Below are 24,203 nucleotides of genomic sequence, written 5' to 3' on the forward strand. Positions count from 1 at the left end.
TTAATTCCTCCCGGCAATGCGCTCCGCCGCAATTGAAAGCAACCGGCGAGCGACCTCTTCCTTCGCCACCACCTGAAGCTCTTCCACCAATCCTTCACGGTCATAAATGTGCACCGCGTTGGTATCTGTTCCAAATCCGACACCCGCCCGGGTGACATCATTAGCTACGATCAGATCACAGTTTTTCCGTTCCAGTTTCTCACGTGCATACATTTCCATCGAATTCGTCTCGGCTGCAAAACCAATCAAAAACTGATGGCTCTTCTGCTTGCCCAAAGTTTCAAGAATATCTATATTTTTAACAAGTTCAAGCGATAACGTATCGCCTTTCTTCTTGATTTTCTCCGTGTACACTTCCTTGGGGCGATAATCCGCAACAGCTGCCGCCTTAACGACGATATCCGCATCATCCCATTGGCCCGCTACCGCATCATACATATCCTGCGCTGACTTTACCGGGATTACATGTACATTCGCTGGTGGCTGAACCTGGGTATTTCCCATAACCAAGGTTACATCCGCTCCCAGATCACGCGCAACCGCTGCAATGGCAAAACCCATTTTCCCAGAAGAATCATTAGTAATATATCTCACCGGATCAATGCGTTCAATGGTACCTCCTGCAGTGACCACAACCTTCTTACCACTTAACAAAGAAAGCTGTTCATTGCGTTCCCGTTTGGCAGACTCCTGCTGTTCAAAAAAACGTTCGACCACATCGACAATCGTTTCCGGCTCTTCCAAACGACCTTTGCCCACATAGCCACAAGCCAGTTGTCCCTCACCCGGTTCAATCATCATCGTTCCGCGCTCGGTTAACAGGCACATATTATGCTGTACAGCCGGATGATCATACATATGTACATTCATCGCTGGCGCAATCATCACCGGTGCCGTGGTTGCAAGAAGGGTTGTGGAGAGCATATCATCTGCCATGCCATGTGCCATTTTGGCAATTACATTGGCTGTTGCCGGAGCAACCAAAACAAGATCAGCCATATCGGCCAGATGGATATGCGAGACCACCGAAGGCTCCCGCTCATCAAATGTATCACTATATACTACATTTCGGGTCAAGGTTTGCAGCGTTAATTCGGTAATAAACTGTTTGGCGGAATTCGTCATAATGACATGAACGTCCGCTCCTTTTTGCACCAGCCTGCTGCATAATGTAGCCGCCTTGTATGCGGCTATACCGCCAGTCACACCAAGCACGATTTTTTTACCGTTCAACATGGTTATCCCCCCGATATATACGACGTTAAAAAGGATGAATAAAGAAAAAAATAACAACCTCGCGGTTGTCAAATAAATCCGGCTTACGCCGTATGCAGTTGAAGAGCAGCCGCAGGCGGCTTACTCTTCTTCCTCTTCGTCCTGTCCTTTGATGACAACGAGCAGATCACCATAAATTTCTTCAAGTGCAACGCCAACCTGTTTATGGGATCTGGCATTTCTCAAATCCGTTTTCTCACCTTCACGAAGCTGTCTGGCACGGCGGGAAGCGGCAACAACAAGAGAATACTTGCTGTCGACTTTGTTCATCATTTCATCAATAGAAGGATACAGCATATTTACAAAACACCTCTTTGCATTAGTATAATCACAATTGCCCGCCTGACGGAATCATGGTGCTCCGCTGGTTACGCTAATCAGATTGGAACTGCTCTACCTATATATCCTATGTCAGCAGCTCCACTGATTATCGCATTTTGCGGCGGCAAATGGATTATTTATTGATCTTACAATGTTCGGCGATAATGATGCTTTCTATTCGTTTACACGCCAAATCAATTTCATCATTAACGACAGCGTAATCATACTGCTCCAGCAGACTGATCTCATCAACCGCGACGGACATCCGATGATCAATGGTCGCCTGACTTTCCGTACCACGGCCCTGAATGCGATCTTTAAGCTCGTCCAATGAAGGAGGCAACAGAAATACAAAGATCCCCTCCGGGAACTTTTCTTTCACTTTTAACGCGCCTTGAACTTCAATCTCAAGAATGATGTCCCGGCCTTCGTTAATCGTTTTCTCCACAAAATCACGCGGTGTTCCGTAATAGTTCCCTACATATTCTGCGTGTTCCAGCAATTGATCCTCAGCAATCATGTTCAGGAATTCTTCATGGCTTCTGAAGAAATAATTGACGCCATGTTCCTCACCCAGACGAGGCTGACGAGTCGTTGCCGATACAGAATAAATCAATTCCGGCACCCGTTTGCGCAATGCGCTGCATACTGTACCCTTCCCGACCCCAGATGGGCCGGACAACACTACCAGTAATCCCTTAGACATATTACACTCCATTTTATTCGTCGTTGTCATCATCTTTCGAAGAAAGACGATGGGCGACCGTTTCTGGCTGAACCGCAGACAGAATGACATGATCGCTATCCGTAATAATAACGGCACGAGTACGTCTTCCGTACGTTGCGTCTATCAGCATATGACGGTCTCTTGCCTCTTGTATAATCCTCTTGATCGGCGCAGATTCCGGACTCACGATGGATATAATCCGGTTCGCCGATACGATGTTACCGAATCCAATGTTAATGAGTTTGATTGCCATAATCAGGTTCTTCCCCCTATACATGCGACTCTTTGCCGAAATATGACCGTTCATTCGATATTCGCCGCTTGCTCACGAATTTTCTCCAGTTCCGCCTTCATCTCGACAACACGGTTCACCAGAGCCAAATGGTTGGCTTTTGATCCAATCGTATTAACTTCCCTATTCATTTCCTGAATAAGAAAGTCCAACTTGCGGCCTACTGGCTCATCACTTTTCAGCAGTTCCCTGCTCTGTCCAAAGTGACTCAGTAGACGCGTAAGCTCTTCCTCTATGTTAGAACGATCGGCAAACATAGCAATTTCCATACCCAATTTATGCTCGTCAAAAGGGAAAGAGCCTTCTTCCTGCATTTCCGTAAGTCGTTGTCTTAACTTGTTGCGATGATCACTCACCACAGTCGGCGCAAGATCAAGCATCTCGGTATGCAGTGATTCCAGACGACTGATTCGTCGTTCTAGATCACTGGCCAGATAAAGACCCTCGCGGGCGCGCATCTGTTCCAGACCGGACAAAGCCTCTTCCAACCCCTGCTGCAGGACACGCTCCCATTCGTCCTTCTGCTCTTCCGGAAGCGAACTTGTCCCATCCGAATGAACCATGACCTCTGGAAGTGCCAGCATATCCATAATGCTCGGTTTGCCCTGCATACCATAGCGGCTCTCCAATTGCTCTGCGGCCTGAAGATAGGCCCTGACCGCCTGCTCATTCAGAACAGCGGGAAGAGCCTGGTCTTCATCTTTTTCTTTCATTACATAAACATCAATCCGCCCACGTTTCAATCGGCTCTGTACCTTTTTCCTCAATCCATCTTCATAACACGTCCACTCTCTCGGGAGACGCATCATCACTTCGCAATAACGATGATTGACAGACTTGATTTCCAATTGTACCTTATAGCCTTCAAAATGAAAGGCGGATTGACCGTATCCGGTCATACTGAATGACATCGGCATCACATCCGTTACACTATTGTAATTGATTATTAGGGTTGAAACAAGTAGGACATTGATGCTCTGACTTCTCCCACACATATTGGGTCAGTTCGGCCGTCATACTATAGAACATAAATGGAGTCATGAGATAGATTCCTTTAAAGTGCGCTGTTGCTACATCCAGAAGCTCCTTGGCAATCTTCACACCCATGGCCCGACCTTCTTCACCTTCGAGACCGGCCATCCGGGAGCGCACTTCATCCGACAGCTGAATACCCGGAACCTCATTATGCAGATATTCTGCATTTCGGCCACTGGCTAGCGGCATCACCCCTACAAAAATCGGCACATCCAGGTGCTTAGTCGCTTCATGCATGGCTACGATTAGTTCGGGATCATATATCGGCTGCGTCATAATATAATCGGCTCCGGAAGCAATCTTTTTCTCAAGCCGCTGCACGGCCTTATCCAGATGTTTCACATTCGGGTTAAATGCGGCACCAATAACAAAACCTGCCTTCTGCTTAAGTGGTTTACCGGAGAAGGACACGCCGTCGTTCAACTGCTTGATCATACGTATAATTTCAAAAGAAGTCAGATCGTATACCGAGCTCGATCCGGGTAAGTCACCAAATCGTGCAGGGTCACCTGTTACAGCGAGTACATGATTAATGCCGAGAGCATCAAACCCCATCATGTGCGACTGTGTCCCGATCAGATTCCGGTCACGACATGCAATATGCACCAGGGGGCGCAATCCAGTGCGATCCTGAACCAGATGGCCGAGAGCCATATTACTCATGCGGGTAACCGCCAGAGAATTATCCGCCAGTGTTAACGCATCTGCACCAGCCGCTTTCAGTGTCTCGGCACCTTTCATAAATTTCGCAATATCGAGATCACGCGGAGGGTCAAGTTCGACGATGACCGTATGGCGTTGTTTGACCAGATCCACAATCGTAGGCTGCCCACCTCGTCCAGACCGTTCATCTACATTCTCATGCAGGATAATACGCGGTTTCGACTCGGATGGATCTGGTTCCAGTATCGGCACAGGTGTGTATTCAACAAGAGCCTTGGCAATGGCCGAGATATGATCAGGCGTCGTACCACAGCATCCTCCAATGATACGCGCACCCAGATCAGCGAATTGCACGGCAGTCTGTCCGAAGTATTCCGGGGACGCTCCATAACGGAACTGACCATCGACGTAGTCCGCTGCACCCGCATTCGGGTATACGGACATCGGGATTCCGATACGGCCTGACACTGTTTCCATCGCGCGCATAATTCCGTTTGGACCGGAACGGCAGTTAAAACCAATAACGTCGGCCCCTTGCTCACGCATGATACGGAAAGCTTCAGGCATTGTATATCCATCCAGTGTGTGCCCTACATCCTCAACAGCAAACTGTCCAATTACCGGCAGATCACTCAACTTGCGTGCCTGCAGAAGGGCGATATCCATCTCCTCAATATCATAGAAGGTTTCGAGCAGAATGCCGTCCACTCCTTCATCGAGCAGCGCAAAAATTTGTTGTTGGTAGAAACGCTTCAATTCACTCGTTGAAACGTTTGTCCGCTTGCCTCCACGAATGGAACCAACCGCACCCAGAACAAAACCGTTCGCACCAGCTACTTCTTTGGCAATGCGCACACCGGCACGGTTAACATCCTCCACCTTGGACTCCAGACCAAACTTGGACAACTTATCGTAATTGGCAGAGTACGTATTCGTTTCGTGAATTTCCGTACCCGCATCGCGATAACGACGATGCACATCTGCCACTACTTCAGGTGAAATCAAGTTCAGCTCTTCATAAGAAATCCCTACCGGGAATCCCATCTGATACAGGAATGTTCCCATTGCCCCATCCCCAATGAGGACCCGTTCCCGCATTACACTCCGCAAATCCGCCTTCATCCCTTTTCCCCCTGCCTGACTGATCATTTCATACTAATGTAACACAAAAAACATCTGAAAACGAAGAAAAACACAGGTTTTTCGTGAAATCCAGTCTCCATAACCATCTGAACCAGTAGGAATTCTCATATTAATACAAAAAAAGAGGCCGTCAGGCCTCCTCATTTAAACGTCTTCTTTACGAAATGACTCCTTTGAAAACAACTTCAGCAGGTCCAGTCATGTACACGTGGTTGTCGGCTTCGCTCCACTCAATATGAAGATCGCCGCCCTTGAGGCTGATCACCGCTGTTCGATCCGTATGTCCGTTCAGAACGGAGGATACCAGGGTTGCGCAAGCTCCAGTTCCACAGGCGAGTGTCGGCCCAGCACCGCGTTCCCACACACGCATGTCCACATATCCGCGATCGCGAACCGTTGCGAACTCTACATTGATTTTTTTCGGGAACATAGGATGAACTTCAAGAAGTGGCCCCCATGTTGAGAGATCAAAATTCACAGCATCATCCACATAGATAACTGCGTGAGGATTACCCATGGATACAGCCGTAAATTTGAACTCCTGTCCATTGGCTTCAATGGAATGATCCACCACCGGATTGGCATCGACAGTTGTTGGAACCTGAAGTCCATTCAGGATAGGCTCTCCCATATCCACACGAACGGTTTCCACTTTACCATCTCGAATGTTCAGGCTGACAGGTTGTACACCCGCGCCGATGGTTTCAATCGTAATCTGTTCTTGTGTCACATGGCCGTGATCATATACATATTTGGATACACAGCGTATAGCATTGCCACATTGCTCTGCTTCCGAACCGTCCGAGTTCATGATGCGCATCTGAAAATCCGCCTTCTCCGAAGGCAGTATATAAACCAGGCCATCCGCACCGATGCCGAAAAATCGATTGCACCATTTTACAGCCAATTCTGCTGCATCAGCCGGAAGCTGTTTCTCTCCAAACACAACAATAAAATCGTTGCCGAGTCCATGCATTTTTGTAAATTCCATCATCTTGCCCACTCCTTTTGGCAGTCTGCTGCCAAAGCGTTATTCTTGCTCCTCTACAGGATACCCCAGGAACATTCATACCCATCATTCCCCAATAGAAAAAGCTATCCTGCAAAATGCCGAGGATTCTCGCCTCGAATCATTTTGAGGATAGCATAACGAAAACGATAAGCAATTGCTATTGATTTTATGCCGAAAACTTTGTACTTTTCGGTACGAAGCGCTCAGGGCCCATCCGACGACGGTTGCGGCGACCTCCCCACACGCTGCCAATTCCCATGAGGAAGGTTGGAATACCTGCGGCAACGATGGAAATGGCCCATTCGCGCATACCCAGTGGTACTGTTTTGAAGATAGGCTGCAATGGTTCTACATACATAACCGCCAGCATCAGCACGATGGATGAAATGACTGCAAACACCAAGTACTTGTTCTGCAATGGATTCCGGTGGAAAATGGAGCGGGAACTCCGGCAGTCAAATACATGAATGAGCTGCGCCAACACGAGAGTAGCAAAGGCCACAGATTGAGCTTTAATGAGCTGACCCGGTTGATCTGGTGCGGCCTGTAGGGTGAGCCAGAACGCGCCGAGTGTACAAAGTCCGATCAATACACCCCGACTGACGATTTTCCAGCCCAGTCGTCTGGCAAAAATATTTTCCTTGGAGCCACGCGGCTTGTGTTCCATCAGATCTTTTTCCGGCTGATCCACACCGAGCGCCATCGCTGGCAATCCATCCGTCACCAGGTTAACCCATAGAATCTGGATCGGCACAAGTGGCAATGGCAAACCCATCATCATCGCGAAAAACATCGTTAAAATCTCACCAACATTTGATGCCAGCAAATACCGGATAAACTTGCGAATGTTCTCATAAATATTACGCCCTTCTTCGATTGCAGCTACTATAGTAGAAAAATTATCGTCACTCAGAATTAATGCCGATGCTTCCTTTGTCACATCCGTGCCTGTAATCCCCATCGCAATACCGATATCTGCCGCTTTGATGGCCGGTGCGTCGTTCACACCATCTCCGGTCATTGCTACGACATGTCCTTTGCGCTGCAATGATTTCACAATTCGCAGTTTGTGCTCAGGCGATACTCGTGAGAATACGTAGATGCCCTCCACCTGTTTATCCAGCTGCTCGTCCGTCATGCCCGCCAATTGCTGGCCGCTAAGGGAAGACCCACCCCGGGGGAGGATACCCAGCTGCTGGGCGATCGCCTCTGCTGTCGTGCCATGATCGCCGGTAATCATAACGGTACGTATGCCTGCTCTGCGGCAAGTGGCAATGGCATCCCGTGCCTCACGCCGCGGTGGATCAATCATGCCTGCAAGTCCGACAAAGACGAGTTGGTGCTCGGCAGCATGCTCATTCTCCACTTTTTCTTCCGGCCGTACATCGCGATAAGCCATCCCGAGAACCCGCAGCGCAGCCCCAGCCATGCTCTCATTCGCCGCCATGACTTTCTGCCGCAGTGTTCCTGTGAATGGTACAACATTGCCTTCCCACAAAATGTAGCTGCAATGCCCAATCAGCACATCCGGTGCACCTTTGGTGTAGATCATGCGCCCACCCTGATGATGAACCAGAACAGACATCCGTTTCCGATCAGAGTCGAACGGGAATTCCTGCTCACGTGCATATAGCTCTTTGAGCCCAGCAGGGGTAAGACCCATTTTGGAAGCCAGTGTTACAAGTGCCCCTTCCGTAGGATCGCCTTTCAGCTCCCATATGACGCTGTCTTCCTTGACCGTTTCATTAACATGATCTTTCTTTGCTTCTTTCTTTTCTTCTTTCTCACTATCCTTTTTCGTCTCTTTGCCTTTCTTTTTGTTCCGCATCTCATCAGCAACACTCTCGATAATACTGGCATTGTTACATAATGCGCTAATCTGGAGCATTCTCCGCAATGTCTGATCACTCTTCAGTTCCAAGATACGACCATTCTCCAGCATCTGCCCTTCCGGCGCATAACCATCCCCGGTTACCTTGATGCTGCGTCCCTCCAGCCACACGTCCGTAACTGTCATCTTGTTCTGTGTCAACGTACCCGTTTTATCCGAACAGATGACCGAGGCACAACCAAGGGTTTCGACGGAAGGAAGCTTGCGTACAATCGCTTTGCGCTTGATCATGCGCTGTACACCCAGAGCTAGCGCAATCGTTACAATCGCTGGCAGCCCCTCTGGTATGGCAGCCACTGCGAGGCTGACCCCTGCCAGAAACATGCCTACTGCCGGTTGTCCATGCAGAATACCCGCAACAACAACCATGACAGTTAATCCAAGTGCAACAAAAATCAAAATTTTGCCCAGCTGTTCCAATCTGTGTTGCAGCGGTGTTTCCTGTTCCTCTGTATTCTGGATCAAATCGGCGATTTTGCCCATCTCGGTACCCATGCCCGTTCGAACTACAACGCCTTTAGCCGTACCGCGAGTGACCATCGTCCCCATAAATCCAATGTTCTTCTGATCTCCAAGCGGCACGTCATCTGCAGCTATGGGATGGCAATGTTTGCTTACAGGAACTGATTCCCCGGTCAGTGCAGATTCCTCCACATCGAGGCTGTTCGTGGACAGCCAGCGCACATCAGCAGGTATGCGATCACCGCTCTCCACGAGAACGATATCCCCTGGCACCAGGAGCTTGGCTGCAAGATGTACTTCCTGACCCGACCTGAGCACTTTGGCCAGTGGTGCCGACAATTGTTTCAGTGCACGAAGGGAACGCTCTGCCCGGAATTCCTGCACAAAACCAAGAATGGCATTAAGCACGATAATGGCAACAATCGTTACAGCATCCAAATATTCTCCAAGCAATCCGGACACCAGTGTGGCCCCCATCAACACCAGAACCATGAAATCCTTAAATTGATTAAGCAATAATGTAATTGGAGATATGCGCTTTCCTTCACTCAGTTCATTCGAACCAGCTGCCTTCCTCTTTTCTGTTGCAGTCTCTTCAGTTAACCCGTCCTCAAGACTGACGCCAAGAGTGTTGCGAAGCTCTTCAACGCTTAGTTGGTGCCACTTGGTATGTTCCATGCTTCAAAATTCCCTCCCAGTCTGTATTTCCTCTGTAAAACGTCACGCTTACTTCACCGGCTATGCTCATCAACAGGTTGTACGCGATGCCGGACAAACTACCTGCTCTATATGTATTCGGACAGGACCCTAATTAGCACCCCATGGCGAATCCTTTCCCTGATGGGCAGAATAAGCTAAAATAAAGGTCTGCGGTCATACACGCAGTGGCAATTCGATTTTGCTGTGCAAACGAATACGAATCTGCAACGGGTTCTTTTTTACATATCCCGGTGTTCATTTCAGTTATAGATAGAGAGGACGTTGAAAAAAATGGCATTGGACGGCATCGTAACACGAGCCATCGTACATGAACTGCAAGGCTGCAAGGGCGGACGAATCAGCAAAATACATCAACCTAACGGCCATGATGTTGTTCTGACCCTCCGTGCTCAGCGTGGAAATAGCAAATTGCTAATTTCGGCCAGCCCAACATATCCACGTGTGCACTTTACAGAGAAAACGTTTGTTAATCCTACTGAAGCTCCGATGTTCTGCATGCTGCTCCGCAAGCACTGTGAAGGAGCGATCATTGAGGAGATTCGTCAGATTGGCATGGAGCGGATTATCCATATTGACGTGCGTCAGCGCGATGAGCTGGGTGATGTTTCGGTCAAACGGATCATCATTGAACTGATGGGACGTCACAGTAATATTGTTTTGGTCGATCCGATAACGGGAACGATTCTGGATGGTATTCACCACGTAACTCCGTCCATCAGTAGTTACCGGGTCATTATGCCTGGATTTTCGTACACCGAACCACCAGAGCAGCATAAGAGCAATCCGCTGGAAGTGAGCAGCATTGAATTCAAAAATAGCTATACTGCTGCTGAAGAAGAAGCCTCTCGTTGGCTGGTAAATTCATTCAGCGGTCTTAGTCCGCTGATAGCAGGAGAGATTACCTCTCGGGTATCTGCCGATCCAGGAGCTGATCAAGCTGCAAGCGAAGGGGATGCTCGAATCGAAGCCGATGCCCTATGGAATGCTTTTGAGTCCATCATGGGGCCAGTTAGAGATAACAGCTACACTCCTGTGACCGGGCTGAATGCCAAAGGCAAAATGATTTTCTCAGCCGTTCAGCTTCAGAGCATTCAGGACGCGGAGAAAACCTATGACACGATGAGCAAGTGTATGGAGGATTATTACGGAGACAAGGCTGAGCGAGATACGGTCAAGCAAAGAGTGAGCGATCTGCTGCGTTTTCTGCAAAATGAGCGAAGCAAAAACATCAAAAAGCTGGACAACTTGAACAAGGATCTGCTGGAAGCCGACGATGCAGATAAATTCAGATTATGGGGTGAGCTGCTGTTTGCCTCCCTGCATCAGGTTAGTAAAGGGGACAAAAGTGTGGAGCTTGTGAACTTCTATGATGAAGACCAAGCCAACATTACCATTCAGCTTGACCCATTACTAACTCCGTCTGACAACGCACAGCGTTATTTCAAGCGATATAACAAATATAAGAACAGTCTGGCTGTTATTCATGAGCAACTTGGTAAAACGAAAGACGAGATCAACTATCTCGACAATCTGCTCCAGCAGCTGTCTATCGCATCCATGAACGACATCGAGGAAATTCGTGAGGAGCTTGTACAACAGGGTTATCTTCGTGACCGCAACAAAAAAGGCAAAAAGAAAAAGAAAAACGACCGACCTACAGTGCATCAGTTTACTTCTTCGGAGGGAATTGAACTTCTCGTGGGCAAAAACAATCTGCAAAATGAGTACGTCACCAACCGTCTGGCTTCTTCCAATGACACCTGGTTGCATACCAAAGACATCCCGGGCTCACACGTCGTCATTCGCAGCACAGACTTTGGCGAAGCTACCCTGGAAGAAGCTGCTCAACTTGCGGCTTACTTCAGTCAGGCCAAAGAATCGAGCAGCGTGCCGGTGGATTACACCTTTATCCGACATGTACGCAAGCCAAGTGGCTCCAAACCAGGCTTTGTCATTTATGACCACCAGAAGACCCTGTTTGTGACGCCGAACGAAGAACTGGTTAAGAGTTTGCCATCCACCATCAAAAATGGATAGGATGCTTGCTTTCAATTCTGTTAGACAACGTAAAATCCCCCGGAACAAAAGAATGTTCGGGGGATTTTCTATAAATCAACTTATTACCTATAGCATGATGAAGGCAAACCGCGTTGCCATTATGAATGACTTGTTTGTGGCGGAAGCTTGGAGCTGCTCGAGGCACTTGGGTGAATTATTCCATCACTTAATTATAGTGGATTCAAAAAAAGGACATAGAAACTTGGTTTGAGACTAACGCTCACCCCATTTCTATGTCCTTTTATCATTTTCCCGTTCCAGTTCGCACGGTAACAACCGATTTCTTCTACCCCAGTCTCTCACAATAGATGAAAAGTTTCCAAATCAAGACTTTCCAGCTGCAGCGCGAAGCTTATCGAGCACATCAATGGATACAGTTTTGCTACCCAGATCTCCGTGGAAAACTACTCCTTGTCTTACTCCATGGTAATCCGAACCACCTGTCTGGATAAGTCCAAATTCCCGTGCCAACTCCGCATATCTGTGCTCTTCTTCCGGTCCATGATCCGAATGAACCACTTCAATCCCGTCAGGATGAGAGTCCACCAGAATGCGCCGAACCAATTCATCGTCTCCGTATAAACCAGGATGGGCAATAACCGCAGCACCACCCGCATCTTTAATCCACTGGCATGCATCTTCCGGTGCAACTCGGGGAACCGATACAAATCCAGGTTGGCCTTCAGCCAGATAACGATTGAACGCATCCCTCATATCAGCGGCATATCCTTTCCTTACCAACACATCGGCCATATGAGGTCTACCGATGCTTTCATCCGGTTCCAGCGGTCGGCCAAGGCCATCAATGACTTCCTGCCAGCTAATTTCAAGTCCAAGCTCCTGCAGCTTGGCAATGATCAGATGATTGCGCTCTTCCCTCGCTTCCCGAAGCCCGCGCAGTCGCTCCAGAAATTGCTCATCTTCTGTATTCACATAATACCCCAGCACATGAATATCCTTGCCGCCCGCACGAGTACTGATCTCTACTCCTGCAACAACGTCAATCCCATATTCACAGCCCGCCCGCTGTGCCTCAGATACACCCGCTACTGTATCGTGATCCGTCAGCGCAACCGCAGACAGTCCTCTTTGTTTGGCGAGCTTCACATTCTCGGCAGGTGGCTGCATTCCGTCCGAAGCTTGGCTATGGGTATGAAGATCACAACGTCCGTTCAATTGTTGCATGAACAACAGCTCCTTTTTTATATCGAGTGATTAGCGAAACAGATTTAAAATGAACCTGATCTTCTTATTCCGCCTGTCCTTCTGATGCTGTCTGCTCATGCTGACGCAAATAATTCAGGAAAGCTACTGCCGACAGAGGAAGCAATGAAGATTTCAGATGTATAGCGTAGAACTGTCTTTTAAACTCAAGCCCACGAATATCCACGATATGAACCAGGCCAAGGGCCAGTTCGTGCTGAACCGATGACGGAGATAACATCGTGATACCCACACCCGCTTCCACGGCAGATTTTACGGCACCTGTACTGCCAAGTTCCATCACCACATTCATGTCCTGTGGATCTATATTTCTCTTTTGTAACTGATCCTCCATCACCTGACGGGTACCCGAACCTTTTTCCCGCAGCACAAATGCGTAGCTAAGCACATCTTCCAGCTCTACTTCCCCACGATCTGCCAATGCATGCCCTGCCGGAACAACCAGCTTCAATTCATCCTGCATGACCGGCTCTACAATCATATCCGGGTGGTGAACTGGTGCCTCAATGAGTCCGAAGTTTAGCTGATGCTTCAAGATATCGTCCATAATCTGCGTCGTATTCATCACTTTCATGACGATCGAGATATCCGGGTATTGGCGAGCAAAAGGACCCAGCATCCGTGGCAGCACATACTCACCAATCGTCAAGCTTGCCCCGAGCTGCAATCTCCCTTGCAGCATCTGCGTAAATGCAGACATTGCCTCATCGGTCTGTCTGACCAACTCTACACTGCGTTTGGCATGAGGCAATAATGTCCGACCCGCCTCGGATAATTCTATTTTCTTGGTAGAACGGTGCAGCAGCTTGGTTCCAAAATAATCCTCAAGCGATTGGATCTGCATCGTTACCGCAGGTTGTGTCATATGTAGAGCTTGCGCAGCCGCTGAAAAACTCCCCTTTTCTGCAACGGTATAAAAAATATGCAATTGATGAAAATTCATATCTTCGCCCCTCTTCTGTACGCTTTCCCCATTGTAGCCGATTTCCTGAATTCCAACAAAAAAAGCATGCAGCTTGTCTGCATGCGATGTAACCTGGATCTATTCATTCAAAAATATGGATTATTCCAAACTCACTTATGCTTGCGACTGTTCTTGACCAGAGTCATTCGTCTTGAATGTCTCAGCCAGGAATAATACGATTTCAGATCCCGCAGTTCAATCGTCTCGGACATTTTCCCCAGAAATGTAACGACAATCATCTTATGAAGCGGATTGCCAGCAATATCATATTCCCCTTCAAGTTCGGAAAATTCAGCAACCACGACCAGATCCTCGTCGATTAGGTAGACATCCTGCTCATTACGGTAGTATGGTGTAATACGGTCCTGCTTCAGACACTCCCATAACCATGCCGCAATATGGTCATCATCATCACGTGCCGGCTCAATACGGTCTGCATACCGCATCTTGGCATGATGGGTAATGACGATGTCGGCCACTTTTTTGTCTCCAAGAGCCACGAAAAAAGGCTCGTACGTGCTCCAACGTTGCATCACCTTATCACGCATGGGAATCACTCTCCACCAGATAGGACTTTCTATCTATTTATTTACCCAATATATTACAACATAAGTCCCGCAACCTCAAGGCGTAAGTTCAGATTTTTTCACAAAATCCAGTTTATGCCTAATTCAATAAAAGAGCGGTCCCGAAGGACCCCTCTGGTTAGTCGTTTCGAAATGTTCAGTGACAACAAGAGAAGTTCACTATACATTCCCAAACCATTTTGTTATATCCCGTAAAAACTTGTTTTGTCCAATGTTTTGCTAGCATACTCTGTTTTGATCTCATTCCGGTAAGAACGTTCGACTTTGCGCACATAGGAAAGTCTGTTCACATTTTTCATCGTATCTTCAGCCCGCTCTGCATTAACATACATGACGACATAATGCATACGGCGGGAGATGTAATGAACGGTACCATACTTTTCGAGATTACGAGCCGCTTTCAAATCACTGACCCATATGATGAATCCTGTCCTTTCCGCAAACATCATTTTCCCCGCCTCTCTATAATGGAGACCGGATCCTCGGAAAGGTCCGGTCTGTCATGAATTTATTTTCTTATCCAGCCTTAGCTGCAACCGCACTTGCCTCCGCTACCGCAGCCGCCCTTCGGATTGGGATCATTGCTCGGTACTTTAATGGTCGTTGACACCGCGAATGCAATCGTCTCCGACATCTGGAACAACATATCGTCCAATGCCTTCTCCGCCTGTTTGAAGCGGGCTACCGCCTCGAAACGCTCCAACTCCTGCTCCAAAGCCTGAACCTGATCTTTTGCCGCGTGATAGTCCGGGTGAAAATGCCCAAAACGCTGGGTTTCTTCAAATAATTCCTTTTTGGCGTCCAGCTTGCGTATTCCCACCTGAATTTCAGGGTTCGTCTCCACTTGCTGTTTCCAATATAAATAATCCGATACTTCGGCTGATTGGTTAATCATGTCGCCCAGTTCATATGCGCCCGTTAACACTTGGGCCATATCGACCGTGTTCATTTCCGCTACGCTCATGAAATTCATCCTATCTATATATAAAGTTCTACTTAACGTAGACTACTTCATCATATCATATCCCCGAAAAGTTAAGAAGAGTTTTTCCTGCAAATAGAAATAAGGGGAACAAGGGATCTGCTTTTGCAAAGTCGATTCAAGTTGGAGCATGGTCCGGAATAATCAGTCGTATCTGATTCCATTCGTTAGGCGAAAAAGAGCGACGTTCTGCGGGATTTGTCCCACTATCCGATATGGACCAGCCCGTTAATGTCCAATTTTCATGACCATGAATCTGATCGGGGATAACATAAACGATATTACTGTCCAGCTTCAGACCCAACTTTGTCTGCCATTCAATGGCTTTCGCAGCAATCTGACGAGCTGTGGACACATGATACCCTCGCCACTCGTTATGCCACATTTCAGGGATCTCTCCGTATCCGGGAAACAGACCTGATTGCTCTGTAATGGAGTGATCCTGTTCATACGTATGCAGATTGAGTTCGCCTTCAATGAGCCCTACTCTTCCACGCATATAAAAGAATTCCTTCTCTACCTCAAGTCCGACATTGAATTTATCTGCTCCGACTATGAACTCATCTGCAAAGGCTCCTGAACCTGGCCGGTTCAGCTTCTCATGTAATGCACTTCTTGATTCATATGTCCATGTATCCTTTTTGCTGGCTTTATCCACCGACTCATCCAGATCAACGTTCTGGCCTACGTCCATGTGAAGTCTGTTTGCCTCCAGTCCCCACTGCTGGATTGCTAGTTCCACATGCTCAGGCACACCCGATCCGGCATATTGCCTCAGGAAGTTTATCATTTCATCGGCCGTAAGACCGAGCTCTGATGCAGCGATGATTCGTTCCTTTGTCATTCGGTATATGGACATGCGATCACGGCTTATAAGCTCTGTACCCATTTCCAGAACCCAACGGACCTGTGGGGTTACATCTGGCGGAACCATAATTTCAAAGTCAGGCTGTACAAAAATCAAATTCTCCCCAGCATTTTCTGCTTCGTCCTTTGCAAAATCCTTTAAAATGTCAGGTTCAATTTGCCAGCGATAATATAACTCTCCCTCAGCGGACTCCCCTACCTCACCATATCCCAAGCCTGCCAGAGCATTAAGCCATCCCCGGATCAATGTCAGGAAGGATGACCCTGATCCTGAAGCACCTTCACTCTCTCTAATCTCATTCGCCTCTTCAAACCCAACATGATCTACGGTTCTTGCCATAATACTCAACCAATCATTCTCTCGGAAATCAAACATCATTAATTGATAACGAAAATGCTGAAGATTGGGCTCTGCTAAGCCATATCGGTCCATGCATACACTGTAAATTTCTCGATGCATTGAAGACCACGACAATGTTAACCAATGATCAAGACGGTCAGGGGACACCTGCATCCGGTTGTGCGTCTTTTCAATCAAACCCAGACGGAGCAGCATATCAATCATAATGGCTACATGGACTGGATAGACATCTGCGTGATCGTAGCGAATACATAATCCAGAGAAGTCTTCAGGTGCCAGAACTGTCATGCTACTTAATCGCTGCACCATTCTTTTGTGGATAGTCCCTTTACTTGTTAATGGAAGTCCTCCTTGCGCTTGACCTTCTCTTAGCATCCAAGCCATTACATGAAGAAGCTCAGCAGCAATACGGGGCTTTCCCTCTCGAACAATCTTCACACTTCGGACTTCATTACTGGATACGGTCTTATGAAGTGTACCTTCATCCTGTATCACATTCACCTTGGGCTGAACAAACGGTCCAACCCTTGCTGCATAGGGAATTGTTAACAAAGAAAGCAGTGAATCCGGTATGTAATACAGACGTTCGCCCCACGACTTGCGCACAGCTTTGATCCATCCTTTGTGCCGAAGTGTTATAAATGCTGTCACCGCTTCAGCTCTGCTAAGACCATCCGCTGCCCACTCTGCTGGTGTCATCATGTTGGAAAAGGGTTGTCCGGCATAATTGCAAAAAATCACTCCAAGTACCTTTCTTTCAACGCATGATAGCTCTTGGAATGAATTCATATCCAGATTACTTTGTGTATGCATGGCTTATCTTGCCTTTCCCATTATTTTAGTTGGTGATGTGAACTGATCTTTTCATTGCGATTCATGAACAATTTTGTATTCATATCCTTGCTCGACCAGAAACATTTGACGCCGTAATGCAAACTCCTGTTCCTTACTATCCTCAGATACAAGGGCATAGAAATAAGCTTTATTTTCTCCAGACTTTGGCCTTAGAATCCGCCCCAATCGCTGGGCTTCTTCCTGCCTTGAACCGAAACTTCCGGATATTTCAAGTGCAACAGCTGCATCTGGCAGATCTACGGCAAAGTTGGCAACCTTGGATACCACTATCGTTTTGATCTCCCCCCGTCTGAACGCTGCATACCATTTTACCCGTTCTTGCTGGGACATCGTGCCCGAAATGAGGGGTGCTTCAATTTCCCGGGCAATGCTCTCAAGCTGATCCAAATACTGTCCGATGACAAGTGCCGGCACCCCTTCATGATGCTCCAATATCCGTTTGATCACAGCCAATTTGGCCGGATTTTCGGCTGCAAGACGAAACTGATGCTTCACCTCAGCTTCCAGATAGTTTGATCGTAGTTCAGGAGTGAACGGGATACGTATCTCCTGACACTGTACATCAGCAATCCAACCTTGTTGCTCCAATTCTTTCCACGGCATGTCATATAATTTCGGGCCAATAAGTGAGAATACATCCTGTTCACAGCCATCCTCACGCACCAATGTTGCTGTTAATCCCAGTCTTCTTGTTGCCTGAATATCTGCAGTAGCACGGAATACAGGCGCTGGCAGCAGATGGACCTCATCATAAATGATAAGCCCCCACTGGCGTTCACTGAGCAATTTGATATGCGTAAAATCAGCATCTTTGGATTTTCTATGTGTAAGAATTTGATAGGTAGCCACAGTCACAGGTTTAACCTGTTTTTTCTGACCAGAATACTCACCAATCTGTTCACTCGTTATCGTTGTTTTGTCCTGCAATTCCTGAATCCATTGCCTCACAGATGTGGTATTCGAGGTCAAAATAAGGCATTCACACTGCAGACGTTCCAATACGGCCATCCCAATAACCGTTTTGCCTGCACCGCAGGGAAGAACGAGCAGGCCACTTCCTCCCATGCCCTCGCTACCTTCAAAAGCATCCACAGCATCTCGCTGATACGGACGCAACCCGAAACCTTCTGAACTTCCGCCTGAAGTATTCGCTCGCCATTCAAACGGAAGGCTTGTTCCTTCCCGATATCCCGCATAATCCAGCACTGGATACCCCAAACGGGTCAATTCACGCTTCAGCAGTCCGCGCTGCTCCCCGCCAAGCACGAGCTCATGGGGATCGACACGTTCCATCCGAAAAGCCGAGATGGTCTTCATACCGCTTAATTCATCCAGTAACCCCTCATCTTCACTCACGAGACGCATCCTCTTGTGATCGGCCTCTGGCTGCAATTTCAACTTTCCATATTGATCAATAATCCGTTGGATATCCTGAATAAGGGCGGCAGGAACATTCCAACGTGACACTGATTCCAGACTTGCAATCACTTGATCAGCACTCCATCCAAGTGCAGCAGCGTTCCACAGCGATAATGCAGTAATACGATAGGTATGAAAAGTCGCAGGTGTCTTCACCAGTTCGGCATACATCCCCAGTTGAGCTCGGGCCTGATCAAATCCAGGATGACCCACTTCAAGCAATACTGTAAAATCCCGCTGGACAATGCAGGCATCCGTTTTCCCCATTCCGCTTCCTCCTTATTTTGAAATTGAGCTATCTGTTTTCTAAATGAAAGGCATCACAAAAAGTTCAGTTCCGGTGTCTTCCGAAATTGAACCTGTTTAGTACAACAGTTGGACCTTACCTTAACCTTTAGGTAGACCCTACAAAAAAAAGCACCCTGCTCATACTTTCGTATGAATAGGATGCCCAACTATACTCAAATCATTCGGCTGTATATCCTTTAGCCATTGCTATAAATAGTTTTACAGCATTCTGCATGGCATCCTCATCAAAGTCAAACTTGGGATGATGATGCGGATAGACGGCATTCTTCTCCGGGTTGCCTGCTCCGACAAACATAAAGCAGCCCGGAATCTGCTGCAGGTAATACGCGAAATCTTCAGCAGGCATAAGCATCGGTGACTTCTGTACATGGTCTGCACCAAATACATCCACTGCTTCCCTGAAAAATCGTGCCGTTTCCTGCTCATCATTCACGACTGGAGGATACCCTATAATATAGTTCAATTGTGTCTCTGCACCATAGATTGCCCCTGTCTGAGCAACGACCGTATGCACACGTTCTTTCATGATACTTCGTGTCTCTTCGTCGAACGTCCTCACCGTACCCGTCATTTTGCACGACTCGGCGATGATATTCTGTGCAGACCCCGCCTGCATCGTACCAATCGTTAACACCGCTGGACGCAACGGATCCACCGAGCGACTGACAACCGTCTGCAATTGCATCACAAGAGCCGATCCCGCTACCAGACTGTCCACTGTAGATTGCGGCATGCCGCCATGACCGCCTTTTCCTTTGATTTCAATATAGAAATCATCTGCCGCTGCCATCATCGGCCCCGGGGTACTCGCAGCTACGCCAACTGGAAGTGGGGTCCACAGATGAATGCCATAGATGACATCTACCCCTTCCAGTCCACCGTCTGCAATGACCTTGAGCGCCCCACCTGGAAGCAATTCCTCTGCAGGTTGGAACAAAAAACGAATCTCACCCTTAATCTCATGTTTATGGCGACTGAAATACAGTGCCGTGCCCAGCAAAATGGATATGTGCCCATCATGGCCACAGGCATGCATGGCCCCTGCTTGCTGCGATGCATATTCCACATCCTTCTCATCCTGAATCGGAAGTGCATCCATATCCGCACGTAGCATTACGACAGGTCCTGGCTTGTCCCCACGGATGGTGCCTATAACCCCGTGCCCGCCCACGTGTTGTTTCACTTCAACGCCAAAGCTCTCCAGCATACCCGCTACAAAAGAGGATGTCTTCTCCTCATGAAAGGAAACCTCAGGATTCCGATGAAGATGACGACGCCATTCTACCATGTGGATCTGCAGATCATCCCACCATATATTTTTTGTCATGTCACTCCATCCTTTCGCTCTCTGAACGGGACTTTCATCAAGCCCGAACCTTCCTCTTGAAACCTATTGCTGTATATTGTAGCAGAATTGGAAGAAAACCGATACGAATCACCGCTTGAAAGCTTGCACGGGAAGGGGAAACATACTATCATAAACTAGAGAAAAGAACGAGAATTTATAATCTCGGAAGCTTATGAGGAGGATCAGACGCTTATGATTTTTGAGAATACAGGCTTGGATGGCTTGAAGAGCGACTTGGCATACCTGGATGAGAGCGCCGAGAAAGTCGGATTTGTCCGGTGGCAATGGGAATATTATCGTGCTACATATGACTACAAAATTGAAGATGAACAAACCAAATCGGAATACTTTGTACGTATTAATACCCGTGCGATCGATGGCAAACTCGAAAAACCGGATACGGTTCTCGCAGTTGAAGCTGTTTATCTTGGAAAAGGAACCTTTCCGCATGGTCTGGATTATGAATCTACCGTACCGCAGCCAGTCGTGAAGCTGGCGGCCCAAAAATTACAGCAGCTTAAAGAACTGCTGGAAGCTTAGGCTGGGCCGAATCATGAAACAACAAACGGCCCAAACGAAAACGAAGAGAGGCACGCCGGATTTTCAACTGCTAATCCTCACTTTATTGTTGGTGGGCTTCGGACTGGTGATGGTGTTCAGCTCCAGTTCCAGCATTGCAATTGCAAACAAAAGTTTCAACAATGATGCCCTGTACTTCACGAAAAAACAACTTATGTGGGCGGTTATCGGTTTAGTGGGCATGTTTTTTGCCATGAATATCCGATTTAACAAATACAAAAAACTTTATGCACCGTTTTTCCTGTTCACCACGGTATTACTCCTGATTGTTTTGGTTTCAGGCAAGGTGCTGAACGGCGCACGAAGCTGGATTCACATTTTTGGCTTTAGTATACAGCCCGCAGAGTTTGCCAAAATCGCTATTATTCTGTACCTCGCTGCACTTATTACCAAAAAAGGGGAACGGTTCAGGGATCTTAAGACAGGATATATTCCCGTTCTGGTTATTGTCGGGTTTATTGCCGGGCTAATTATGCTGCAGCCGGACTTTGGTACATGCTTCATTCTCGTGGCTACTTGCGGTCTGGTCATCTATGCAGGTGGCGCCAGCATGAAACATATTATGGGTTCCATCCTGCTGGTTGTGCTGGGAGCAGCATTGGCGCTGGGAGCGAACGCCCTGTTTTCTTCTATGGCTTCTTCAGATACTGTAGATAACACCACAACTACGGAGGCTTCACAGAACTACAAAATCGGGCGGATTCAGGCATTCCTTGATCCATTATCCGATACGACAGGTGGAAGCCTTAACCTCTATCGCTCCCTTGTTGCCATCGGTGATGGAGGCATCACCGGCTCTGGAATCGGACAAGGCACGATGAAGCTGCATTACTTGCCAAATGCTTATAATGACTTCATTTTCTCCGTCATTGGAGAAGAGCTTGGCTTTGTTGGAACAGCCCTGTTTCTGTTGGTCTACCTGTACTTCATCTGGCGAGGAATTATTGTCTCTCTCCGCTGTCCCGATCCATTCGGAACATTGGTCGGCATAGGCATCATGGGACTGATCGCGATTCAGGCATTTATCAACATCGGTGGTGTAACCCAGACCATTCCGGTGACAGGGGTTACCCTTCCATTTATCAGTTATGGCGGTACCTCACTCTTTGTGATGATGGTAGCCATGGGTATTCTGCTCAGCATCTCTCGTACCAATAATTTGGACGTCATCAAGGAAGAAAAAACAAAGTCGGTGACGGTTCAAACATCACGTACCTCTCCCGCACTTCGTTCACGTGAATCCATTCGCCGAATTCGGTAATGAGAAGGAACGATATACGAATGGTTTTGGAACAAAACGAACTAAACACAAAAAGACTTCGCATCGAATTCGATGCGAAGTCTTTTTGTGTTGTCTATCTAGATGAAGAACCAGGTTCAATGTACCGCTGTTCTTCCATCGCGGATTGCTAAAGTTTACAGATCGTCGCCTCTGAAAGATACGCCTTCTACCTTTACATTGACTTCAACAACACGTAATCCCGTCATGGTCTCTACCGCTTCTCTTACATTCTGTTGAAGCATGCGGGAAACTTCATGAATCGGTGTCTCGTACAGGACGATGATGCGCAGATCAATGGCTGCTTCCAGCTGGCCGACCTCCACGCCTACGCCTTTCTGTACGTTTTTACCGCTCAGGCGCTTGGCCCAGCCCTCTGACAATCCTCCAGACATTGCGGCAATTCCGGGTGTCTCCATCGCAGCCATTCCGGCAATTTTCGCCACTACGTCATCGGCAATCCGGATGTTTCCGCCCTCTAGTTGAAGTTGTTCTGCCATGCCACATCCTCCTTCACTTCGTTACTCGTATTTTAAATCCTTTCCACCCCAAAAAGCAAATTAAACTCAAAAAGATGCGTTTACAACCTACTACGATTTGGTTATATTGAAATATGAAAATATTCTCATAAACCGTTCTATGATGTCGTTTAAAACAAAATAATTAGATAACCGAGGTGTTAGTTGTGAGAAACCGGATTTCATCCATTTTGCTGATTGCTTTTTTTGCGCTCAGCGCCGTCGCCCACTACATGAAATGGGATTCGATTCTGCAATTCGTCATTTCAGCGATTTCGGTTATTTTTGTGGCCGGTTTTTTAGGAAAAGCCACCGAAAATGTAGCCCATTATGCCGGACAGCGGTTAGGCGGATTTTTGAATGCAACATTCGGTAATGCCGCCGAATTGATTATCGCCATTTTTCTCGTCAAAGAAGGACTGTTTGACATGGTTAAGGCCAGTTTGACAGGCTCGATTATTGGTAACCTGCTGCTGGTGCTTGGTTTAAGTATTTTTGCGGGAGGACTCAAGTTCAAAATTCAGAATTACAATGTATCACTTGCCGGTCTAAACGGCTCTCTCATGATTGTAGCCATCATTGCGCTGTTTATTCCAGCTGTCTTCCTAAATACCCATTCCATCACACAGAAGGATACCAATACACTCAGTCTCATTGTCGCAGGTTTGCTGATCCTTGCTTACATAGCTTGGTTATTGTTCTCGATGGTCACACACAAGAACTATCTCGCAGATGTCACTGTGGATGCAGATGAAGAGTTGCCGCATGAACATGCACCCGAGTGGTCCAAGAAAAAATCAATTCTCTATCTCGTTCTTGCCACTGTCATGGTTGCCTTCGTCAGTGAATGGCTTGTTGGCACACTTGAGGTGTTTACTGAACAATTCGGACTCAGCGAACTGTTCGTCGGTGCGTTCCTCGTTGCCATTATCGGTAACGCCGCAGAGCATAGTGCAGCCATCATGCTTGCCATGAAAAACAAAATCGGCGCCGCCGTAGAGATTGCGGTCGGCAGCAGTTTGCAAATCGCACTCTTTGTTGCTCCTGTGCTCGTATTTGTCAGCTACTTCACAGGCAGAACGATGGACATTGTGTTTACAACGATTGAGCTGGTAGCCATTGGCGTAGCCGTATTTATAGCCAAATCCATCACCCAGGACGGTTCAACGAACTGGTACGAAGGTCTGCTCCTGATGGTTGTGTATATTATTTTGGGTGTATCGTTCTTCCTGGTATAACATACTTCACTCGTACGATGTGATAGACCATTTAGCGCAAAAGGCAGCCTGGAAACGCATTTTCCAGGTTGTTT

At 47.5% G+C, this 24,203-nt stretch carries 21 protein-coding genes; 4 read left to right on the plus strand and 17 right to left on the minus strand.

Translation table 11 applies throughout. The features are described from left to right. The 8 genes from coaBC to P364_RS0116090 form a co-directional block, all read right to left on the minus strand. Positions 1–1,236 (minus strand): bifunctional phosphopantothenoylcysteine decarboxylase/phosphopantothenate--cysteine ligase CoaBC, encoded by a 1,236-nt coding sequence (gene coaBC, locus P364_RS0116055; RefSeq protein WP_024631119.1) that lies wholly within the window; start codon positions 1,234–1,236, stop codon positions 1–3. Between the two features lie 120 nt (positions 1,237–1,356). Further along, positions 1,357–1,572, minus strand: coding sequence for a DNA-directed RNA polymerase subunit omega (gene rpoZ, locus P364_RS0116060; RefSeq protein ID WP_024631120.1), 216 nt, complete (start codon positions 1,570–1,572; stop codon positions 1,357–1,359). A gap of 157 nt (positions 1,573–1,729) precedes the next feature. After that, positions 1,730–2,302, minus strand: a complete 573-nt coding sequence (gmk, locus tag P364_RS0116065; RefSeq protein ID WP_024631121.1) for a guanylate kinase — start codon at positions 2,300–2,302, stop codon at positions 1,730–1,732. 13 nt (positions 2,303–2,315) lie between these two features. Beyond that, entirely contained in the window at positions 2,316–2,576 is a 261-nt protein-coding gene (gene remA / locus P364_RS0116070) for an extracellular matrix/biofilm regulator RemA (RefSeq protein WP_006209218.1), read from the minus strand. 50 nt (positions 2,577–2,626) lie between these two features. After that, on the minus strand, positions 2,627–3,526 hold the full coding sequence (locus P364_RS0116075) for a YicC/YloC family endoribonuclease (protein WP_024631122.1): 900 nt from the start codon (positions 3,524–3,526) through the stop codon (positions 2,627–2,629). A 19-nt stretch (positions 3,527–3,545) separates the two neighbouring features. Beyond that, positions 3,546–5,435, minus strand: coding sequence for a bifunctional homocysteine S-methyltransferase/methylenetetrahydrofolate reductase (locus P364_RS0116080; protein ID WP_024631123.1), 1,890 nt, complete (start codon positions 5,433–5,435; stop codon positions 3,546–3,548). Between the two features lie 178 nt (positions 5,436–5,613). Further along, positions 5,614–6,447: a diaminopimelate epimerase gene (gene dapF, locus P364_RS0116085; protein ID WP_024631124.1), complete on the minus strand. Its 834-nt coding sequence runs from the start codon at positions 6,445–6,447 to the stop codon at positions 5,614–5,616. A gap of 187 nt (positions 6,448–6,634) precedes the next feature. Then, positions 6,635–9,499, minus strand: a complete 2,865-nt coding sequence (locus tag P364_RS0116090) for a calcium-translocating P-type ATPase, SERCA-type (RefSeq protein ID WP_024631125.1) — start codon at positions 9,497–9,499, stop codon at positions 6,635–6,637. Positions 9,500–9,811: 312 nt separating this feature from the next. Between P364_RS0116090 and P364_RS0116095 the strand changes: the two genes are divergently transcribed. Continuing rightward, positions 9,812–11,578, plus strand: a complete 1,767-nt coding sequence (locus tag P364_RS0116095; protein ID WP_024631126.1) for an Rqc2 family fibronectin-binding protein — start codon at positions 9,812–9,814, stop codon at positions 11,576–11,578. A 345-nt stretch (positions 11,579–11,923) separates the two neighbouring features. On the opposite strand, the gene P364_RS0116100 is transcribed toward P364_RS0116095, so the two are convergent. The 8 genes from P364_RS0116100 to P364_RS0116135 form a co-directional block, all read right to left on the minus strand. Continuing rightward, positions 11,924–12,784, minus strand: coding sequence for a PHP domain-containing protein (locus P364_RS0116100; protein ID WP_024631127.1), 861 nt, complete (start codon positions 12,782–12,784; stop codon positions 11,924–11,926). A gap of 64 nt (positions 12,785–12,848) precedes the next feature. After that, positions 12,849–13,766 (minus strand): selenium metabolism-associated LysR family transcriptional regulator, encoded by a 918-nt coding sequence (locus P364_RS0116105; RefSeq protein ID WP_024631128.1) that lies wholly within the window; start codon positions 13,764–13,766, stop codon positions 12,849–12,851. A gap of 131 nt (positions 13,767–13,897) precedes the next feature. Further along, positions 13,898–14,335, minus strand: coding sequence for a hypothetical protein (locus P364_RS0116110; RefSeq protein WP_024631129.1), 438 nt, complete (start codon positions 14,333–14,335; stop codon positions 13,898–13,900). 221 nt (positions 14,336–14,556) lie between these two features. Then, complete coding sequence (locus P364_RS0116115) at positions 14,557–14,820, minus strand: YlbG family protein (RefSeq protein WP_024631130.1); 264 nt, start codon at positions 14,818–14,820, stop codon at positions 14,557–14,559. A gap of 80 nt (positions 14,821–14,900) precedes the next feature. Then, positions 14,901–15,338: a YlbF family regulator gene (locus P364_RS0116120; protein ID WP_024631131.1), complete on the minus strand. Its 438-nt coding sequence runs from the start codon at positions 15,336–15,338 to the stop codon at positions 14,901–14,903. Positions 15,339–15,474: 136 nt separating this feature from the next. Next, positions 15,475–17,397 carry a helicase-associated domain-containing protein gene (locus tag P364_RS0116125; protein WP_024631132.1) on the minus strand — a complete coding sequence of 641 codons (1,923 nt, stop codon included), beginning with the start codon at positions 17,395–17,397 and terminating at the stop codon, positions 15,475–15,477. 51 nt (positions 17,398–17,448) lie between these two features. Then, the gene (locus tag P364_RS0116130; RefSeq protein ID WP_024631133.1) at positions 17,449–19,125 is read right to left on the minus strand and encodes a DNA repair helicase XPB; all 1,677 of its coding nucleotides are present in this window, start codon (positions 19,123–19,125) and stop codon (positions 17,449–17,451) included. A 199-nt stretch (positions 19,126–19,324) separates the two neighbouring features. Further along, the gene (locus P364_RS0116135) at positions 19,325–20,494 is read right to left on the minus strand and encodes a M20 family metallopeptidase (protein WP_024631134.1); all 1,170 of its coding nucleotides are present in this window, start codon (positions 20,492–20,494) and stop codon (positions 19,325–19,327) included. 213 nt (positions 20,495–20,707) lie between these two features. On the opposite strand from P364_RS0116135, the gene P364_RS0116140 reads away from it, so the two are divergent. Then, the gene (locus P364_RS0116140; RefSeq protein ID WP_024631135.1) at positions 20,708–21,055 is read left to right on the plus strand and encodes a YugN family protein; all 348 of its coding nucleotides are present in this window, start codon (positions 20,708–20,710) and stop codon (positions 21,053–21,055) included. A gap of 13 nt (positions 21,056–21,068) precedes the next feature. After that, positions 21,069–22,355, plus strand: a complete 1,287-nt coding sequence (gene ftsW, locus P364_RS0116145; protein ID WP_024631136.1) for a putative lipid II flippase FtsW — start codon at positions 21,069–21,071, stop codon at positions 22,353–22,355. A gap of 155 nt (positions 22,356–22,510) precedes the next feature. Here ftsW and P364_RS0116150 read toward each other — a convergent pair whose 3' ends face one another. Beyond that, positions 22,511–22,873 (minus strand): Asp23/Gls24 family envelope stress response protein, encoded by a 363-nt coding sequence (locus tag P364_RS0116150; RefSeq protein ID WP_024631137.1) that lies wholly within the window; start codon positions 22,871–22,873, stop codon positions 22,511–22,513. A 185-nt stretch (positions 22,874–23,058) separates the two neighbouring features. Between P364_RS0116150 and cax the strand changes: the two genes are divergently transcribed. After that, positions 23,059–24,129, plus strand: a complete 1,071-nt coding sequence (cax, locus tag P364_RS0116155; protein ID WP_024631138.1) for a calcium/proton exchanger — start codon at positions 23,059–23,061, stop codon at positions 24,127–24,129. Positions 24,130–24,203 lie beyond the last annotated feature (74 nt).

The sequence above is a fragment of the Paenibacillus sp. MAEPY2 genome, assembly GCF_000499205.1.
GTDB lineage: Bacteria > Bacillota > Bacilli > Paenibacillales > Paenibacillaceae > Paenibacillus > Paenibacillus vandeheii.

Excerpts from the sequence above, each read along its gene's own strand:
- coaBC (WP_024631119.1), bottom strand. The coding sequence starts at position 1,236 with ATGTTGAACGGTAAAAAAATCGTGCTTGGTGTGACTGGCGGTATAGCC.
- rpoZ (WP_024631120.1), bottom strand. The coding sequence starts at position 1,572 with ATGCTGTATCCTTCTATTGATGAAATGATGAACAAAGTCGACAGCAAG.
- gmk (WP_024631121.1), bottom strand. The coding sequence starts at position 2,302 with ATGTCTAAGGGATTACTGGTAGTGTTGTCCGGCCCATCTGGGGTCGGG.
- remA (WP_006209218.1), bottom strand. The coding sequence starts at position 2,576 with ATGGCAATCAAACTCATTAACATTGGATTCGGTAACATCGTATCGGCG.
- P364_RS0116075 (WP_024631122.1), bottom strand. The coding sequence starts at position 3,526 with ATGTCATTCAGTATGACCGGATACGGTCAATCCGCCTTTCATTTTGAA.
- P364_RS0116080 (WP_024631123.1), bottom strand. The coding sequence starts at position 5,435 with ATGAAGGCGGATTTGCGGAGTGTAATGCGGGAACGGGTCCTCATTGGG.
- dapF (WP_024631124.1), bottom strand. The coding sequence starts at position 6,447 with ATGGAATTTACAAAAATGCATGGACTCGGCAACGATTTTATTGTTGTG.
- P364_RS0116090 (WP_024631125.1), bottom strand. The coding sequence starts at position 9,499 with ATGGAACATACCAAGTGGCACCAACTAAGCGTTGAAGAGCTTCGCAAC.
- P364_RS0116095 (WP_024631126.1), top strand. The coding sequence starts at position 9,812 with ATGGCATTGGACGGCATCGTAACACGAGCCATCGTACATGAACTGCAA.
- P364_RS0116100 (WP_024631127.1), bottom strand. The coding sequence starts at position 12,784 with ATGCAACAATTGAACGGACGTTGTGATCTTCATACCCATAGCCAAGCT.
- P364_RS0116105 (WP_024631128.1), bottom strand. The coding sequence starts at position 13,766 with ATGAATTTTCATCAATTGCATATTTTTTATACCGTTGCAGAAAAGGGG.
- P364_RS0116110 (WP_024631129.1), bottom strand. The coding sequence starts at position 14,335 with ATGCGTGATAAGGTGATGCAACGTTGGAGCACGTACGAGCCTTTTTTC.
- P364_RS0116115 (WP_024631130.1), bottom strand. The coding sequence starts at position 14,820 with ATGTTTGCGGAAAGGACAGGATTCATCATATGGGTCAGTGATTTGAAA.
- P364_RS0116120 (WP_024631131.1), bottom strand. The coding sequence starts at position 15,338 with ATGAGCGTAGCGGAAATGAACACGGTCGATATGGCCCAAGTGTTAACG.
- P364_RS0116125 (WP_024631132.1), bottom strand. The coding sequence starts at position 17,397 with ATGCATACACAAAGTAATCTGGATATGAATTCATTCCAAGAGCTATCA.
- P364_RS0116130 (WP_024631133.1), bottom strand. The coding sequence starts at position 19,125 with ATGGGGAAAACGGATGCCTGCATTGTCCAGCGGGATTTTACAGTATTG.
- P364_RS0116135 (WP_024631134.1), bottom strand. The coding sequence starts at position 20,494 with ATGACAAAAAATATATGGTGGGATGATCTGCAGATCCACATGGTAGAA.
- P364_RS0116140 (WP_024631135.1), top strand. The coding sequence starts at position 20,708 with ATGATTTTTGAGAATACAGGCTTGGATGGCTTGAAGAGCGACTTGGCA.
- ftsW (WP_024631136.1), top strand. The coding sequence starts at position 21,069 with ATGAAACAACAAACGGCCCAAACGAAAACGAAGAGAGGCACGCCGGAT.
- P364_RS0116150 (WP_024631137.1), bottom strand. The coding sequence starts at position 22,873 with ATGGCAGAACAACTTCAACTAGAGGGCGGAAACATCCGGATTGCCGAT.